Origin of the sequence: Pseudomonas sp. FYR_5, from assembly GCF_043106315.1 — a bacterium.
GTDB classification, from domain to species: domain Bacteria; phylum Pseudomonadota; class Gammaproteobacteria; order Pseudomonadales; family Pseudomonadaceae; genus Aquipseudomonas; species Aquipseudomonas putida_Y.
In genome coordinates this window covers 168,363-183,258 of sequence record NZ_JBICMK010000097.1, presented here as the reverse complement: position 1 = coordinate 183,258, position 14,896 = coordinate 168,363, and the positions used below count along the sequence as shown (strand labels likewise).

At 57.9% G+C, this 14,896-nt stretch carries 19 protein-coding genes; 10 read left to right on the top strand and 9 right to left on the bottom strand.

The genetic code is table 11. The annotated features are described in order from the left end of the window. Positions 1-25 precede the first annotated feature (25 nt). Both hcaF and hcaE read right to left on the bottom strand, forming a co-directional pair. A complete protein-coding gene (gene hcaF, locus ACF8RA_RS19320) occupies positions 26-586 on the bottom strand; it encodes a 3-phenylpropionate/cinnamic acid dioxygenase subunit beta (protein WP_209965225.1) in 561 nt (186 codons plus the stop codon). Continuing rightward, positions 583-1,938 (bottom strand): 3-phenylpropionate/cinnamic acid dioxygenase subunit alpha, encoded by a 1,356-nt coding sequence (gene hcaE, locus ACF8RA_RS19315; protein ID WP_176684703.1) that lies wholly within the window; start codon positions 1,936-1,938, stop codon positions 583-585. Before hcaE ends, hcaF begins: the two co-directional genes overlap by 4 nt. A gap of 192 nt (positions 1,939-2,130) precedes the next feature. On the opposite strand from hcaE, the gene ACF8RA_RS19310 reads away from it, so the two are divergent. Next, a complete protein-coding gene (locus tag ACF8RA_RS19310; protein ID WP_209965229.1) occupies positions 2,131-3,018 on the top strand; it encodes a LysR substrate-binding domain-containing protein in 888 nt (295 codons plus the stop codon). Between the two features lie 439 nt (positions 3,019-3,457). Here the strand turns inward: ACF8RA_RS19310 and ACF8RA_RS19305 are convergent, their stop codons facing one another. Further along, the gene (locus tag ACF8RA_RS19305) at positions 3,458-4,495 is read right to left on the bottom strand and encodes a sensor domain-containing diguanylate cyclase (RefSeq protein WP_176684750.1); all 1,038 of its coding nucleotides are present in this window, start codon (positions 4,493-4,495) and stop codon (positions 3,458-3,460) included. Positions 4,496-4,869: 374 nt separating this feature from the next. Between ACF8RA_RS19305 and ACF8RA_RS19300 the strand changes: the two genes are divergently transcribed. The 4 genes from ACF8RA_RS19300 to ACF8RA_RS19285 all read left to right on the top strand — a co-directional run bounded on the left by ACF8RA_RS19300 (position 4,870) and on the right by ACF8RA_RS19285 (position 7,970). Further along, on the top strand, positions 4,870-5,355 hold the full coding sequence (locus tag ACF8RA_RS19300) for a DUF2165 domain-containing protein (protein ID WP_392519442.1): 486 nt from the start codon (positions 4,870-4,872) through the stop codon (positions 5,353-5,355). A 45-nt stretch (positions 5,356-5,400) separates the two neighbouring features. Further along, positions 5,401-6,117 carry an SDR family NAD(P)-dependent oxidoreductase gene (locus tag ACF8RA_RS19295; protein WP_392519441.1) on the top strand — a complete coding sequence of 239 codons (717 nt, stop codon included), beginning with the start codon at positions 5,401-5,403 and terminating at the stop codon, positions 6,115-6,117. 399 nt (positions 6,118-6,516) lie between these two features. Beyond that, positions 6,517-7,323 (top strand): HNH endonuclease, encoded by an 807-nt coding sequence (locus tag ACF8RA_RS19290; protein WP_392519440.1) that lies wholly within the window; start codon positions 6,517-6,519, stop codon positions 7,321-7,323. Next, on the top strand, positions 7,302-7,970 hold the full coding sequence (locus ACF8RA_RS19285; protein WP_370844350.1) for a GNAT family N-acetyltransferase: 669 nt from the start codon (positions 7,302-7,304) through the stop codon (positions 7,968-7,970). Before ACF8RA_RS19290 ends, ACF8RA_RS19285 begins: the two co-directional genes overlap by 22 nt. Positions 7,971-8,038: 68 nt before the next feature. Here the strand turns inward: ACF8RA_RS19285 and ACF8RA_RS19280 are convergent, their stop codons facing one another. The 3 genes from ACF8RA_RS19280 to ACF8RA_RS19270 all read right to left on the bottom strand — a co-directional run bounded on the left by ACF8RA_RS19280 (position 8,039) and on the right by ACF8RA_RS19270 (position 9,361). After that, a complete protein-coding gene (locus tag ACF8RA_RS19280) occupies positions 8,039-8,302 on the bottom strand; it encodes a DUF3077 domain-containing protein (protein ID WP_003250694.1) in 264 nt (87 codons plus the stop codon). Between the two features lie 150 nt (positions 8,303-8,452). Beyond that, positions 8,453-8,695, bottom strand: a complete 243-nt coding sequence (locus ACF8RA_RS19275) for a hypothetical protein (protein ID WP_392519439.1) — start codon at positions 8,693-8,695, stop codon at positions 8,453-8,455. Positions 8,696-9,181: 486 nt separating this feature from the next. Continuing rightward, on the bottom strand, positions 9,182-9,361 hold the full coding sequence (locus ACF8RA_RS19270) for a hypothetical protein (protein WP_209969782.1): 180 nt from the start codon (positions 9,359-9,361) through the stop codon (positions 9,182-9,184). A gap of 263 nt (positions 9,362-9,624) precedes the next feature. Here ACF8RA_RS19270 and ACF8RA_RS19265 point away from each other — a divergent pair, with 263 nt between their 5' ends. Genes ACF8RA_RS19265 through ACF8RA_RS19255 form a run of 3 tightly spaced genes read left to right on the top strand, consistent with a single transcriptional unit; the run spans position 9,625 to position 11,077 of the window. After that, positions 9,625-10,038 (top strand): thiol-disulfide oxidoreductase DCC family protein, encoded by a 414-nt coding sequence (locus tag ACF8RA_RS19265; RefSeq protein WP_176684697.1) that lies wholly within the window; start codon positions 9,625-9,627, stop codon positions 10,036-10,038. Next, positions 10,023-10,583, top strand: a complete 561-nt coding sequence (folE, locus tag ACF8RA_RS19260; protein WP_176684696.1) for a GTP cyclohydrolase I FolE — start codon at positions 10,023-10,025, stop codon at positions 10,581-10,583. The genes ACF8RA_RS19265 and folE overlap by 16 nt, the downstream gene beginning before the upstream one ends. Before the next feature lie 35 nt (positions 10,584-10,618). Further along, a complete protein-coding gene (locus ACF8RA_RS19255) occupies positions 10,619-11,077 on the top strand; it encodes a DUF3429 domain-containing protein (RefSeq protein WP_392462251.1) in 459 nt (152 codons plus the stop codon). A gap of 118 nt (positions 11,078-11,195) precedes the next feature. Here the strand turns inward: ACF8RA_RS19255 and ACF8RA_RS19250 are convergent, their stop codons facing one another. Then, positions 11,196-11,510, bottom strand: coding sequence for a hypothetical protein (locus ACF8RA_RS19250; protein WP_256122374.1), 315 nt, complete (start codon positions 11,508-11,510; stop codon positions 11,196-11,198). A 138-nt stretch (positions 11,511-11,648) separates the two neighbouring features. Continuing rightward, the gene (locus tag ACF8RA_RS19245; protein WP_392487586.1) at positions 11,649-11,924 is read right to left on the bottom strand and encodes a Fic family protein; all 276 of its coding nucleotides are present in this window, start codon (positions 11,922-11,924) and stop codon (positions 11,649-11,651) included. A 46-nt stretch (positions 11,925-11,970) separates the two neighbouring features. Here ACF8RA_RS19245 and glsB point away from each other — a divergent pair, with 46 nt between their 5' ends. Together glsB and ACF8RA_RS19235 are read left to right on the top strand one after the other, a co-directional pair. Continuing rightward, on the top strand, positions 11,971-12,879 hold the full coding sequence (glsB, locus tag ACF8RA_RS19240) for a glutaminase B (protein WP_014591518.1): 909 nt from the start codon (positions 11,971-11,973) through the stop codon (positions 12,877-12,879). Positions 12,880-12,945: 66 nt separating this feature from the next. Further along, positions 12,946-13,602 carry an HD domain-containing protein gene (locus tag ACF8RA_RS19235; protein WP_392462249.1) on the top strand — a complete coding sequence of 219 codons (657 nt, stop codon included), beginning with the start codon at positions 12,946-12,948 and terminating at the stop codon, positions 13,600-13,602. 29 nt (positions 13,603-13,631) lie between these two features. Here ACF8RA_RS19235 and ACF8RA_RS19230 read toward each other — a convergent pair whose 3' ends face one another. Beyond that, positions 13,632-14,795, bottom strand: a complete 1,164-nt coding sequence (locus ACF8RA_RS19230; protein ID WP_176684693.1) for an AAA family ATPase — start codon at positions 14,793-14,795, stop codon at positions 13,632-13,634. Positions 14,796-14,896: the final 101 nt, after the last annotated feature.

Below are 14,896 nucleotides of genomic sequence, written 5' to 3'. Positions count from 1 at the left end.
GGATGCGGGGCAGGAGCCCCGCGTTTCAGAACAGCACGCTGAGGTTGTGCGAGGTGATCACCACCTGGTCGAGGGCGATGTCGCGGTGGTAGATCTCGAAGCCGAAGCTGTTGTCGGCGCGGCGCAGGCGGTCGATGCGCATGCCGTGGTAGCTGACATTGTCCTTTTCCTTCTGCGAACGGTGCAGGAGGTAGTTGCTGCGCACCTCGAAACCCTTGCCGTCTTCGGTTGCGCGGATGCGCAGGTTGCTGACGAAGTGGCGGGTGCGGCTAGGGGGCTCTTCGGCCCAGGCCATGCCGGTTTCCAGGCGTGCGACACGGCGCTCGAGCTGGTGCCAGTTGTCGTTGAAGATCCATGTGGTGGGCGGACCGACCTTGCGCCGGCGGTCGCGGGTTTGTGCGTTGGCACCGGTGCGCATGGTGTAGCTGATGTCCTGGGCAACGACGATCAGCCAGTCGCGAAAGCGCCAGTCATCCAGCAACTCGGCCTCCTGGAAGATGAAGTCGGCGATTTCATGGTGGGTCTGGGCATCGACGATCGGTTGCGTGTTGGGCGCGAGCGGGTCGCGGATCGCGGCGTCGTTCATTTCACCAGCTCCTGTTCATAGGCTTCGGTGCGACGCTTCACTTCGTCCCAGGACGGCGACAACAGCAGGTCCACCCAATACTGGTAGAGGCCGCGTGCCGCGGTTTCGCTGAAGATGTAGTTGGTGATGCCAGGCATGTCTTCGCGCAGCTTCTCGTTGCCCAGGCCCATTTCCATGCACAGGGTGGCGTTGCGGGCACGTTTACCACGCAAGACCTTCTGGATTTCGGTCCAGTTCTCCGAATCGTCCTGCTCGAGGAACCCGGCCGGCCCGAAGGCGCGGGTTTCGCTGCGTTCGAAGGCAGCCTTGACGTCGTCCGGTGCCGCAGCGTCGGCGATGCAGAAGTTCCACACCTCCACCTGGTTCGGCCCACGCGGGTGCCACACGCGGATCGTCGCGGTGCCGTTGAGCCAGCTCAGGGTCGGGAACATGTTGTTGTGGCCGGCCAGGCGCAGTGCGCGGATTTCGCCCAGGCGCGCCTTGGCCTCGTCGAAGGTGTCACGGAAATAGCGCGATACCTCGCCGTCTACCCACACGTTGGCGTCGGGCTTTTCGGTGAAGAAGAACCCGCTGCCATGGCCGCGTTGGCCGTACTGGACGGCGTCCTTGGCGGTTTCCCAGACCGGGCGCGCCGTCTGGTCAGAGCCCAGGGCCTTTTCCGTGTTGCCGGGCGCCTGCCCCAGCACCTGCACCGCCGAGGCGTGTGAGTAGAGGGCGTGGTACTGGTCGGAGGCGAACTGTTCGGCGGGCAGTTTCCAATTGCAGTCGATGGTCCACTTCTGCACGCCGCCGATGATTTCGGTACCGCCTTCGCGGCGGTCGAGCACGCCGTCCAGGTACCAGGCGATGTCGCCCATGTAGTCTTCGAGTTCAGGTGCCTCGGCGTCCCAGTTGCCGAATACCAGGCCCTTGTATTCGCGCACGCGGGTCACCGCCTGCAGGCCCCATTGCTTCTTGCACAGCCCCTGCGGGTAGGCACGCGGCTCCTGCGGCACGTCGATCAGTTCGCCGTCGGTGCCGTAGCTCCAGCCGTGGTAGGGGCAGGTGAATGCCTTGGTGTTGCCCGAGTCGGCGTAGGACACGCGCATCGAACGATGCCGACACTGGTTGAGGAAGGCATTGATCGAGCGGTCTTTCTGACGCACGACCACGATCGGGTCTTCGCCCATGTAGGTATTGAAAAAGTCACCGGGCTTGGGGATCTGACTGACATGGCAGAGGAACAGCCAGGTGCGACCAAAGATGCGTTCGAGCTCGAGCTCATAGATCTGCGGGTCGGTATAGATAGCAGGGGTGATACGTCCGTTACGGGCGTCGACCAAAGCCTCGAATTGTTCTGGGGTGATAGCCACTCTTATTCTCCTCACCGCTTACAAGAAGGGTGTGTTTTTATTGTCGAATGAGCTGTTGGTGCCAACAGATTCGGTAAATCTAGGAGAGTGAGGGCGAATGAAGAAATACTTTCTTTGGATCTATTTATCGGTTAGACCTATAACTGGTTGACCGGCCCTGCGCCCTGTCTGAACGATTCCAAGGAAAACCAAATGGAACTGCGCCACTTGCGCTTCTTCGTCGCCGTCGCCGAAGAACTCAGCTTCACTCGCGCCGCTACTCGCCTGTTTACCTCGCAGCCGTCGTTGAGCGAGCAGATTCGCAACCTGGAGCTGGAGATCGGCTTTGCCTTGCTCACCCGTACCCGGCGCAAGGTCGAGCTGACGCCGGCCGGGGTAGTATTCTTGGATGAGGCCCGGCAGATCCTCGGGCACGTCGAGATGGCCGTGGCGCGTGCCGCCAAGGCCGCTTCCCAGCGCGAGCGCATCACCATCGGCTTCGTGCCGGCCGCCGAAGTGCGCATTTTCCCCAGCGTTTTGCCGATATTCCGGGTGTCGTTTCCCGAGGTGGATATCGTCCTGCGCAGCCTGACTTCCGAAGAGCAGGAGGTGGCGCTGGCGCGTGGTGAAATCGAGCTGGGCTTCATGCGCGGCCCGGTACGCGCCGCCAACCTGCACAGCGAAGTGGTATTGGTGGAGCAGTTTCGCGTCTACCTGCCACACGATCACCCGCTGGTGGCGGCTCCCAGCATCACGCCCAGTCAGTTGGACAACTTGCCGGCGATCAACATCGATCCGGGCTACGGGCGTTCGATCCACGATGCGCTGGCGCAGTACCTAGCTCGCCATGACGTCACATCGGGGCATGTCTACCCGTCGTCCAATCCACTGATGAGCATTAACCTGGTGGCTGCCGGGCTGGGCTATACGTTGCTGCCGGCCTATGCCGAAAACTTCATGCCCAAGGATGTTGTTTCTCGCTCATTGCCAAGCGATGCGCCAACGAGTGAACTGCTGATGGTTAGTCTACATGATATTGATGCCAACTCAGGCGCCTTGAACTATCTGAAACATATAGTTCGAGAGGCGGGGAGAAAGTGATAGAGGGAGCATTGGTTGCAGCGTACAAATCTATCGCTATGTAGTGGTCTAATAAAACCGGACACCCATTTAGGGAAACTCCGAACAAGTTGTCCATCAGCCGGAAATGGACGGATTGTGGATGCCGAAAAGCCTGATTTTCAGCCGCTGATTACTGGATAACCAAGGCACGGTCTTGGTTTTCTGCCCTCACGGGCCCACCTCTCCCGCAGCAGGCAATTATTGACCACTGCAGGAGAGGTACGCCTGTAGCGCGCAAGAGCCAGGGCAAAGCCCTGGCTTTGAGCTGATTGAGGGCTGAAAATGGTCGGGCGGCGTCAAAACGCCGCTCATTACGCGTTCAAGGCAACTTGTTCGGAGTTCCCTTAGCGAACGCCGGTTCAGATGAGACGCTCTCGTATAGGGGAATCTCGCTCCATGTTACCGAGTCTTAAAGTCCTCAGGATAACGCTGGCACATAGACAACCTGGTCACGTCCCCCGTGTTTGGCCGCATAGAGACCGCCGTCAGCGCGTTTTATTGCATCATCAACCTGCTCACCATTAGTGAGCAGGGCGCATCCGATGCTAATGGTCATCTTCCGAGGGCCGCCGGGCAACAAAAATGGCGCGCTGCCGATTGACTGACGCAAGCGCTCCGCAATCTGCGTTAATTCTTGGCTGTCTTTAACCCGTAGCAGGGCCACGAATTCCTCTCCTCCCTGGCGTACCAGCAGGTCATCTGGTCGCAGCGTAGCCCGCAGTCGGCGGGCGCACTCGCAGAGCACTTTATCGCCGGCATCGTGGCCATGCTCGTCATTGACGGATTTGAAACGGTCGAGGTCTGCGTATACGGCACCTAGCTGTAAACCTCGCTCCTCAGCCAAACGAAGTTCTCGGTTCTGAAATGCTGCCAATGCCCCGCGGTTCCATAGTTGTGTCAAAGGATCAAGCAAAGCCCTGCGCTGCCCGCGATCCATTTCAACACGCAAGGCGCGATTGACCTGAGCTAGGCTCCGCAGTTGCAAATAACCCTCGGTGAGCGTGGCTAAGTCCCGAAAATTAGCCTGTTGCGCTTCGCTGAGCTTCCGCGGCCGAGGATCGAACATGCACAGGGTGCCGATGGCTTTGCCATTTGAGGCACGTAACGGGTGGCCCGCATAGAACCGGATATAGGGTGGGTTCAGCACGAGGGGATTGTCCTCGAAGCGTGAATCGCACCTGGCGTCGGAAACCATCAAGGTATCTTCACCGAGAATCGCGTAGCCGCAAAAGGACACATTGCGCTTCGTCTCGCTTACCTCGATGCCGATCCGAGCCTTGAACCACTGCCGATCCTGATCGATTAGGCTGATCAGAACGGTCTCCACCTGGGCTAGTTCTTGGGTGAGTCGTACCAAGGTATCAAGATAATGCTCGGCCGGCGTATCGACCAAGTCCATGTCATCAAGTGTGCGCTGACGAAGTGCTTCATCAGAGGGTAGGGGACAAGCTGGCATGTCTGTTACTCCACTCCTTGGTTCGATTTTTTCCACAAACGCGGATAGAAAACTCTCAAGCATCTTGACCAATGCCGCACACGCTCGGCGCCTTCAGGCCAAGCCAGCCGGAATAGAGAGCATAGCAAACCGGTTGGCTCTATCCCGGATCCTCCAGTGGGTAATACCTGTGGCGTTGATCGACGCGGCTCGGTCGGTCGCCCAAGACCTCGACAAACTTCTCAGACCTACAGATGGCTTGAACGAACGGTTGAGGTTGTCGCCCCAGGCAGCCTTATTGGAAAACCGGTATTGACCTCGAGTTAAGTCAAGGTTTTAGAGTGGCGTCCGGACGCTCTCGCTGCTTTCGGAAACGAACTCACAAAGGACCAGGAATGGACACTCCGACTTCACTGCTGATTTTCCAGATCACCTGCTGTATTGGCTTGAGCCTGTGGCTGAGTATCAGCCTGATCAACAACCTGCATGCCTTTGCCAGCTCAGCCGGGGCGATCGGGGAGACCATGTCGATGGCGCCGCTGGCCCAACCTCCCGCAATCAGCCTCCCTCTGCTGGTGCGAGCGATGACCTCCCACGCCATCCATCGCTTGGCCTTGTCGATCATAGTGCTGACACAGGCAGCCGCCGCTCTCGCGGCCTGGGTGGGGTGCTATGAACTGCTGCTTGGCGCCGGCTTGGAGGTAGCGCGGCCCTGGTTGAACCTGGCCTTGAGCGCAGCGCTCGGGTTCCTGCTCGCGATGCTGCTGGGCGGGATATGGTTCGGCTACTGGATCCGCCAGGAAGGGTTGCAACTGACCCATCTGCTGTTGATGGTCTGGATCCTGCTGCACTTCGTCGTACTGAATGTCCGCTGGAGTTGAACGGCCCAGGAAAGCTTGGAGCATTTCAGTTAAAAGGAGCAACAGATGAAGATGATGATCGTAGGCGCTGGCAGAGGGTTGGGCCGGGCTTTGCTCGAAGGGCTCGGCAAGCCAGGGGACACGCTGATCGGCGTATCACGCAAACAGCCGTCAGACCTGGCCCTTGCCCCGGGCATCGACCTGCAGTGGGTCGATGCCGACCTTGCCAAGCCAGCGGCGGCTGTAGCACAGATCGCGGATCGGGCACCTGCCGATCTGGATGTCCTGATCTACAACGTTGGCATCTGGGAAGAACACGCCTTCAGCGAGCACTATGCATTCCTTGACGACAGCGACGAATCGATCACCAGGCTGGTCGAGGTGAATATCACAGCCACGCTGCTTTTGCTCAAGCGCCTGGTGCCCAAGTTGCTTGGTGCGCCCCGGCCGCAGTTGATCCTCACCGGTTCGACCTCAGCTCTTCGCCAGAGTGGGCGCCCGGAGGTAGCGTTCGGCGCCTCAAAGTTCGCCCTCAACGGCATGGCTGATGCGCTGCGCGAAGGTTTCAGGGATGACAACCTGGCGGTGACCGTGCTTCAACTGGGTTATCTGAATACCGACGACTTCCTGAACACGCCATTGGCGCAAGCCGCAGCACGAGGCGAGCGGCGCCAGGTACCGGTGCATGATGTGGTCACTATGGTCGACGCGCTGTTGCGCTTGTCCGGGGCTTCGTTTGTACGGGAGCTGATCTTGCCGGCTATCGGTGATGAGCGCTTCTGAGGCCAAAGCTGCCATCAGCCCTCAAGTTTAGTGGCTGTGCTGCCGTCGACACTCGCCCGGTGTCATCCCTCTTCAGGCTCGAAGCGCGCAAGAAAGAAATGGAATTCATAAACCCAACGAGAAACGCAATTTCCCCTGGGGACAGGTTTGAGCGAAACGGTCTGTAGCCGTGCCGTTTCGTCTTTTTTTGAATCGAATACGTCACTGAAACCGCATGGATTGGACGCTTATACCACTATCTTGAAAACCGTTGAGCTACGCAAAACCACCCTTGCAGAGAATTCGCTTGAGCGGTTAGGGCGACTGTGATCACGCAGGAATGTTGTCCTTTTTCCACTGCGCTGTAGGAAAATTCCTCTTTTTTGATAGGCTTCTGCCGTCAGTCGAGAGGAAAATGGAATGCCCGTCGTCATCGTTGAAAACGATACATCACAGTGGGAAGACCAGACAGGCGCTGTCTATCACTTCCCCAAGCGTTACCAAACCTTGCTCGCTCAGGGAACCGAGGTTGTTTACTACAAAGGGCGTATCAAAGATAAAGCCTTTGCCTCGGTCCGTCTTTGTGCCAATCCGCACTATTTTGGCAAGGCACGTATAGGCAAGGTCTACGCAGATAGCAGTAGTAATAAGGGTGATCTTTTTGCTTTGATTGAAAATTTCATTCCATTTGAAAGCGCTGTTCCCGCCAAAATCGACGGCGCGTACAGGGAGACTATCCCCGGCAGCCGCGCGAGTAACTACTGGCGTGACGGGGTTCGGCTCATTTCTCAGTCTGATTACGACGCTATCTTAAGCCACGCGAAGCTTTTAGATCCGCGGTTGGATACTGCTCTACCGCAGTCAGAAGACGATCCGATTACATTTGAATCGGCTAATGAAGGCAGCAAGACAAGCTACTTTGGAACCCGATACGAACGCCGGAAAGATCTTAGGATGAAGGCCATCGCTATTCACGGGCTTGACTGCAAAGCATGCGGTTTTGATTTCGAGCAGGCTTACGGCGAACATGCAAAGGGCTTCATTCACGTTCATCACGTAGTACCTATTTCGAAATTTGGTGGAGAACAGGCTGTGAATCCTGAGACAGACCTCGTAACGTTATGTGCCAACTGTCATGCGGTAGTCCACCGCAAGCGCGACATGACCCTCAGTGTCGATGAGCTGAAAGGCATGTTACGCGGACGATGGGTCATCGAACCTCAGTAGGCATACACATCCAAGCGTACCCGGGTTGTAGCCTAAATACAGCGCTCAATCCAATAATACGAATATCTTCTGACGCGCCATTAGCTCTCGCTGAAGCAATGCACAATGGAGGTGGTATGCTCGCTATTCGCCCTGTAGCAGCAACTGATTGGCAATCTTATCGGGATCTACGTCTGCGGGCCCTGCGTGACTCTCAGGAGGCTTTCGCGAGTACTCATGAGCGCGAATCAGGCCGGGACGACGATGATTGGCGAGCCCGCGTATCAGCCGTCGCTAGCTCCAGCACTGCTCAAGCTTTCTTCGCTCATTGGAATAATGAGGCGTGTGGCTTGGTGTGGTGCAAGGCATCCGACGTTGAGCTAGGCGTTGTCGAGATTTTCCAGATGTGGGTTACGCCTGATGCACGTGGGATCGGAGTTGGGAGTGCCTTGCTTGAGAGAGCTATCAAATGGGCTGAAGATCACGGTGCGGCACGTGTTCGTCTGGGTGTGACGATTGCAGATAGCCCGGCGATGAACTTGTACAAAGCGAGCGGATTTCATGCAGTTGGCGCGCCGGAGCCTTTGCGTGAAGGTTCGGCTTTGATGTCGCAATCGATGGAACTGAATCTTGGACCGCGTCCAGCGAGAAAAGAGGCAAGGAGCTAGGTCGTTGGGTCGCCTTCAAAATCGGGAGTCGCATAGGTCTTGAAGGCACCCAGTCAATGATGAGTCATTCAGCGCATCATGCCCAGTTCAGCATCATCCATCAGTGCCTTGGCCAACGCGCAAAGGTAGTGCGAAGCCCAGATCAACTGAGGTTTGTCTTCCATCAATCCATCCAGGGTCATGTCCCGTGCATAGCCCATCAGCTCCGAAGCCTGTTCACGGGCACTCTGGCAAGGTATGCCGGCTTCGATGCGGAAGAGGGGATGGGTCTGGTTTTCACCTTGGTAGAAGGTGGTTTTGCCGACGGTGAATTTGGTTTCTTCTGTGGACATTGTTCAGTTTCCCCAAGATTGCTTCAGCCTGTACGGGCCTATTCGCGGGTGAACCGCTCCTACAGGAGCACGGCAGTCTTCAAGGCTGAGGGAGTGCCTGGGAGGGGGTATCCGCAGAGAGGCCGGCCCAGGCAGTACATCAGCGACACGTCAATGCATAGTCCGAGGCTCACTGGGCATCTGCACTTGGGCTATTGCGGACTCGAGCAAAGCTCTCAAGGTCTCCAGTTCATGCATCGAGGTCATCATCAGAATCGACGCGGGTGACTTGGGCTGCAGCAGCATTGCCTGATGCACGACGGTCGTCGCGCATAACGCGTAGTCCGTAGCCTGAATCAGGGTGTCTTCCAGGGAAAGAACGTTGTGCGGTGGATCAGGTACTATTTTCAGCATAAACCCTCTCAGTGCCTTACAGGGCTGCCGCAGTACCGCTGTCAAACGGAAGGGTGGCAGCTGTTTGTGGGTTGACAGACCGGGGGCACTGAGAATCCCGGCGCACACGAAGGTGCCCCACGCACAGCTGCCATAACTGGCATTGCACATGCTCTCAGTGAACCACGGTCTGTCAAAACCGTGCCGCCAATGGGTAGCGACAGGCCGAGACTAGGGCTGACTATTTCCATGTGCAACGAAAATCAGGCGCGAGGAGTATCTTTGGGAAATGGCCTACAAGGAAGGGGTTATTTCTGATTTTTCGACCCGCTCCCGTTCCTCAAAAACCTAAACAGGAAACAGGCGGGCAAAAGAAAGCCCGCCGAGGCGGGCAAAGTACTATCACGTAGGGATAGCTTCATCCTGCCCAAGCCACTGTGAAAATTGGGTGAAAGAAAAGTCCCCATAACGTGATCACCCACTGACGTTAGCAATGCCTCGCGCCCTTTAAAGCTGGGCTTTCTGCCGCTGGTGGCGCTGAAAGCGGGTAACCGCGATCTGGACGATAGCTGCCACGAGGCACAGCAGGCCGACTTTCCAGCTGCCCTCCAGGCCGTAATGCTCGGCGATCTTCCCAGTGATGATGACGCTAACGAAGATAGCGAAAGGCAGAATCAGTTTGTTCATCAGGTCTTCCAGCAGGCTGCAAAGGGCTCGAGTGAATACGCAGTTCACCCAGCGGAATGCCGCGATCTTAGCAAATCCGATTCCGGCTTTGTGGTAAGGCCTGCATGTGCAGCCCCCGGGCGAGCAGTACTCGCGGCAGGCATTGTTTGTATCAAAATGCCGGTCCGCCTGGCTGCCGTCGCCGAAAGCTGTCACGCCCATTGCGAATTTCCGTGTTTCAGCTAACTTGTACAAAAAACCTGTACAAGAATGAGGCTTTGTACATGTATTGCCAGTGGCCCTTCACGCTGTACTTTGACGGCGCCTGCCCCTTGTGCGCTCGGGAGATCGCCTTCCTGCGCAGGAAATCGACCGGGGGAAAGCTCATCCTGGTTGACATCAGTGCTGATGATTTCGATGCAGGGGCGTTGGGCTTGGCAGTCGAGCAACTGAGGTCGTGCCTGCATGGAAGGTTCGCGAGCGGGCACTGGGTTACAGGCTTGGATGCCACCTTGTGGAGTTGGCGTGCTGCGGATGTGGGCCTGTGGGTCGCGCCACTGGCCTGGCGTCCGCTACGTCCCCTGTTTTCGGTTCTTTACAGGCTGTTCTGTCGATTGAGGCCACACTTGGCCTGGCTACCACATCCCGATGGCGGGCACCGTTGTAGCGGTGAGGAGTCCAAATGTCACATTCGTTAGCCGAGCACTTTCATGAAATCCTCGTCGGCATTGGTGAGAACCCGCAGCGCGAAGGGCTTCTGGACACACCCCGGCGTGCGGCAAAAGCGATGCAGTACTTGTGCAACGGGTATGCCCAGGATCTTCACGAGGTCGTAAACGGTGCTCTGTTCGAGAGTGAAAACGATGAAATGATTGTGGTGCGTGACATTGAGCTCTACTCATTGTGCGAACACCACATGCTGCCGTTCATTGGCAAGGCTCATGTCGCGTACCTGCCAACAGGGCGCGTGTTAGGGCTTTCCAAGGTTGCACGCGTGGTGGATATGTTCGCCCGTCGTTTACAGATACAGGAAAACCTCACGCGGCAAATTGCGTATGCCGTGCAGGAAGTCACGGATGCCGCAGGGGTAGCGGTCGTGATCGAAGCCAAGCATATGTGCATGATGATGCGCGGTATAGAGAAGCAGAACTCGGTGATGATTTCATCCGTGATGTTAGGTGCATTTCGCGACGCACCCTCGACGCGACACGAATTCCTGAACCTCATTGGACGACACAATTGACACCCGGTCCTGAACCGTCGCGAAGGGGCGCCCAGATGAATACCGATGCTACTGCGATATCTCCAAGCCGCTTCGCTGTCCTGGGTTACGGCGGTCTGCTGCCGTTTATTGGTTTGACGCTGCTCATCCTTTTTTGGGCTGAGTATCGAGCGTTTTTCTCGATGATGCTGGTTGGCTATGGCGCGGTGATATTGAGCTTCGTCGGTGCCCTGCACTGGGGGTTTGCCATGACGTTGCAGGGTTTGCCCGCGAAGCAGCGTCAAGAGCGACTGGTGTGGAGCGTTATACCGGCCCTGATCGGTTGGGTTGGCACGTTGCTGCCTGTGCCATTGGGATGTCTGGTGTTGACCTTTGGTTTTATCGGCCATCTTTGGCAGGATCGCAAACTGGCGCAAGCGATGCCTGGGTGGTATCTGCCGATGCGCGTGCATCTCACAGCTGTCGCGAGCCTCTGTTTGCTGCTCAGTGCGCTCGCCGTATTCATTGTTTTTTGAAACCCCAATCCACGCTTCGATCCGTTCTACCCTGCCAGGGTGAGCGCTACGGATAACCCAGTCGCGGGGCTGCGCGGCTTGCTTTTCGTTCCATGAATAGACGCTCTCCCACTCAACACTATGCATCCGTCTGTGTCTCTGCTCCCTGATGCGCTTGAGCGGCTGAGCGCTGGGCGGCAAGCACTTGTTGCGCGGTCAGCTCGATGTAGTCGAACACCGCCTCGGGGACCCTGTACAGGTACTGCTTACGCCGATTGTTTGACACGCTCCCGCCATTGCTCAGGCACATCATGACCAAGTTTGCGAGGTCGCTGCCGCGAACATCGAATCGCTCATCAACGGCCCTGTAGACGGCGTCATAGTTTTCCAGAAAGGCCGTCTCATCGCGCAGCTCGACCTCCAGCGCAGGTGAATACAACGCACTGCGTGGCATCCCAGAATCGGCAGATCGCGTCAGCTCCGATGAACTCAAATGTAAACTGCTCGTGATCGATCCATTGCACTTGCCAGTATTCTCGCACGGGCCCGGAATATCCCTGAAGTGTCTCCAGATACAGGCGTTCTTCGCGTTTCATGGCAACCGAAACAGGAAGCAACAGGCCGTTTTCAAGCGCCCGTTCCCATCCATGAACGGGTGGAGGAACACGAACCCGAATGAAATGATGCTTGCCGCCATCACGGCCGACAGATTGCCTTGTGGATTATCATCGGTGCGGCGCGTGGCCGGCCCTCGCAGCTTTTTACAGCTGCCTTCAAGGCCATAACGCACGGCGATCTTCCTGGCGATGATGACGCTGACGGTGATTTGTTTCTGAATGTGTGATCTCTCCCGCTCAATTTTCGTCAAGAAGACTGCCCCTCGCCGTCGTCTGGGGATTGATACAGGGCCTTCCATGCAAACGCTGTTGAACGAGATTCTCGAAGAAGTACGTCCCTTGATCGGCAAGGGCAAAGTCGCTGACTACATTCCCGCGCTGGCTGACGTGCCGGCGAACCAGTTGGGCATCGCTGTCTATGGCAACGATGGCAGTTACCACTGCGCAGGCGATGCGCAGGTGCCATTCTCGGTGCAGAGCATTTCCAAGGTGTTCAGCCTGGTTCAGGCCATTGGCCATTCGGGTGAAGCCATTTGGGAGCGGTTGGGGCATGAGCCTTCGGGGCAGCCGTTCAACTCATTGGTGCAGCTGGAGTTCGAGCGTGGGCGGCCGCGTAACCCGTTCATCAATGCCGGGGCATTGGTGATCTGCGATATCAATCAGTCGCGCTTCGCGGCCCCCACGTTGTCGATGCGCGATTTTGTCCGACGGCTTTCAGGCAACCCTCACATCTCGATCAATACCCGGGTCGCTGATTCGGAATATCAGTTCCGCGCGCGCAACGCTGCCATGGCGTACCTGATGCAGTCATTTGGCAATTTCCATAACGAGGTCGAGACGGTGCTGCGCAGTTACTTCAGTTACTGCGCACTGCAAATGAACTGCCTGGACCTGGCGCGGGCCTTCTGCTTCCTGGCCAATGATGGGTTCTGCAAGCACAGCGGTGAGCAGATCCTGACACGGCGCCAGACCCAACAAGTGAACTCGATCATGGCCACCAGCGGGCTGTATGACGAGGCGGGGAATTTCGCCTTCAGGGTGGGTTTGCCTGGCAAGAGTGGCGTGGGTGGCGGTATCGTGGCGATCGTGCCGGGTCAATTCACCGTATGCGTGTGGTCGCCAGAGCTGAATGCGGCGGGCAACTCCCTGGCCGGGATGGCGGCGCTTGAGCTGCTGAGTTCACGAATCGGATGGTCGGTGTTCTGATCTGCGAACTCAGGGGGCATCAGGCGTCGCCCTGGCGAGGCACACCGGAAATGGAACCTATCGAAGATGACCCGCGAAGCGTTTGCCCCTTATCAGTCTCTTGCCACTGACTTGCTGAAGTATCTGCCGTCCGACCAGAGTGATGGCTCCCACGACTTGGCCCATATTCATCGCGTGTGGGTCAATGCGCAGCGGATCCAGCGGGTAGAGGGTGGCGACCTTGAAATCTTGCTTGCGGCGACGGTGCTGCACGACTGTGTGGCAGTGGAAAAGCATTCGCCGTTACGTGGGCAGGCCTCGACGTTGTCGGCGAACAAGGCTGCATCAGCCCTTGCAGAGATGGGCTGGCCGAGTGGGCGTGTTGAGCAGGTAGTGCATGCGATCAAAACCCACAGTTACTCGGCGGGGTTCGAACCGCTGACACGTGAGGCCTGCATCCTTCAGGACAGTGACCGGCTTGACGCCATAGGCGCGGTGGGTATTGCCCGGTGTTTTTACGTCTCCGGGCGAATGGGGTCGGCGCTCTATGACTTCGAGAATCCTGCCGCGCAGCAGAGGGCGTACCAGGACGGGGCGTATGCCATCGAGCACTTCCAGACCAAACTGCTCAAGCTCGCCTCGGGCTTTAAAACCCAAGAAGGGGCTCGCCTCGCTGCCGAGCGTCATACCCGGCTTGAAACCTTTCTTACTCAGTTCATGGACGAGATTACCGGGGCAGGTTAGTCATGCCGGGTTCGTACCGTCACTTGAATTCAGTCAGCCCAGCGCCACAGCGGCTCATCCAGCAACCCAACCCCCCGCAGCTGGGTTTGCCCTTGTATTTTTTCCAGCTCTAGCACATTGCACCCGTCACAGGCTGCCAGCGCGTTGATTAATGGCGCACTGTGCGATACCACCCAAACCTGGCTACGGCGTGATGCACGAATGATCAGCCGCGCCAAGGCCGGGAGCAGGTCCGCGTGCAGACTGGTTTCCGGTTCGTTCAAGACCATCAGCGATGGCGGCCGTGGTGTGAGCAGGGCGGCCATCAGCAGAAGATAGCGCAGGGTGCCATCCGACAATTCAGCACCCTCGAGCGGGCGCAAAAGCCCGTGCTGGTGCAGCCTTACACTGAACAGCCCGCCAGGTGGCGCATTGATCTCCAGACGGCTGCCGGGAAACGCGTCATTCAGCGCCTCCACCAGATCCTCCACATCGCCAATTTCGATAATGGTCTGCAACGCCGAGGCCAGGTTGCGCCCGTCGTGATGCAGCACCGGCGAGCGAGTGCCCAGTTGGGGTTGACGGCAAGGCGCATCACGGTCAATCCGGAAGTGATCATAAAACCGCCAGCTATTGATGAATGCGCGCAGGTCACCGATTTCCGGTGCCTGGCGGGGCCGGCCGACGATGTTGAAGAAGCTCTCGCCGCTGTCAGCATGCTGATCGAGCACCGCCCAGCTGTTGCCCTCGCGGGCCCGCACCAGGGCGTTCTTGCGCTCGACCAGCAAGGAAGAGGGCCGATAGGCGCCAGCGCCCCAGATGGCCTCGCACTTTATTTCGGGGTCGAGCATGAACGCGGTCGGATACGGCAGGGGAATTGGCAGGCCGAGGGTGATGGCAAACCCGAAGTCCTCGGTGGCAAAGCCCAGGCGCAGGCGCCTGGCTTCGCTCGGATGCTGGCCTTGGATGGGCACTTCGCCGCGCCGCATTCGTGCGCTGGTTTCCGGGCCGGCCCACCAGGTCGAATCCAGCCCGCCTTCACGGGCGAGGGCTTCGACCACACCGCCCTGTGCGGTTTCGGCCAGCAGGCGCAGTGCCTTGTACAGGTTGGATTTGCCGCTGCCATTGGCGCCGGTCACCAGGTTGAGTTGGCCCAGCGGCAGGACCAGGTGGTTGATCGAGCGGTAGTTGCCGATGGCGAGGGTAGTGAGCATGCAGTGCTTCCCAGCGTGGACCAGGCGACCGATTGTGGCCGAGCGTGCCTGCCTTGTCAGCCTCTCTGCTGAGGCTGTTGCAAGTGAAGCAGGCGTGCGCA

Coding starts and splice junctions, on each gene's coding strand:
- ACF8RA_RS19265 (WP_176684697.1), top strand. CDS start 9,625: ATGTATTGCCAGTGGCCCTTCACGCTGTACTTTGACGGCGCCTGCCCC.
- glsB (WP_014591518.1), top strand. CDS start 11,971: ATGCAAACGCTGTTGAACGAGATTCTCGAAGAAGTACGTCCCTTGATC.
- hcaF (WP_209965225.1), bottom strand. CDS start 586: ATGAACGACGCCGCGATCCGCGACCCGCTCGCGCCCAACACGCAACCG.
- ACF8RA_RS19250 (WP_256122374.1), bottom strand. CDS start 11,510: ATGCCACGCAGTGCGTTGTATTCACCTGCGCTGGAGGTCGAGCTGCGC.
- ACF8RA_RS19300 (WP_392519442.1), top strand. CDS start 4,870: ATGGACACTCCGACTTCACTGCTGATTTTCCAGATCACCTGCTGTATT.
- ACF8RA_RS19305 (WP_176684750.1), bottom strand. CDS start 4,495: ATGCCAGCTTGTCCCCTACCCTCTGATGAAGCACTTCGTCAGCGCACA.
- ACF8RA_RS19255 (WP_392462251.1), top strand. CDS start 10,619: ATGAATACCGATGCTACTGCGATATCTCCAAGCCGCTTCGCTGTCCTG.
- ACF8RA_RS19270 (WP_209969782.1), bottom strand. CDS start 9,361: ATGAACAAACTGATTCTGCCTTTCGCTATCTTCGTTAGCGTCATCATC.
- folE (WP_176684696.1), top strand. CDS start 10,023: ATGTCACATTCGTTAGCCGAGCACTTTCATGAAATCCTCGTCGGCATT.
- ACF8RA_RS19275 (WP_392519439.1), bottom strand. CDS start 8,695: ATGCTGAAAATAGTACCTGATCCACCGCACAACGTTCTTTCCCTGGAA.
- ACF8RA_RS19235 (WP_392462249.1), top strand. CDS start 12,946: ATGACCCGCGAAGCGTTTGCCCCTTATCAGTCTCTTGCCACTGACTTG.
- ACF8RA_RS19290 (WP_392519440.1), top strand. CDS start 6,517: ATGCCCGTCGTCATCGTTGAAAACGATACATCACAGTGGGAAGACCAG.
- ACF8RA_RS19280 (WP_003250694.1), bottom strand. CDS start 8,302: ATGTCCACAGAAGAAACCAAATTCACCGTCGGCAAAACCACCTTCTAC.
- ACF8RA_RS19295 (WP_392519441.1), top strand. CDS start 5,401: ATGAAGATGATGATCGTAGGCGCTGGCAGAGGGTTGGGCCGGGCTTTG.
- ACF8RA_RS19285 (WP_370844350.1), top strand. CDS start 7,302: ATGGGTCATCGAACCTCAGTAGGCATACACATCCAAGCGTACCCGGGT.
- ACF8RA_RS19310 (WP_209965229.1), top strand. CDS start 2,131: ATGGAACTGCGCCACTTGCGCTTCTTCGTCGCCGTCGCCGAAGAACTC.
- ACF8RA_RS19230 (WP_176684693.1), bottom strand. CDS start 14,795: ATGCTCACTACCCTCGCCATCGGCAACTACCGCTCGATCAACCACCTG.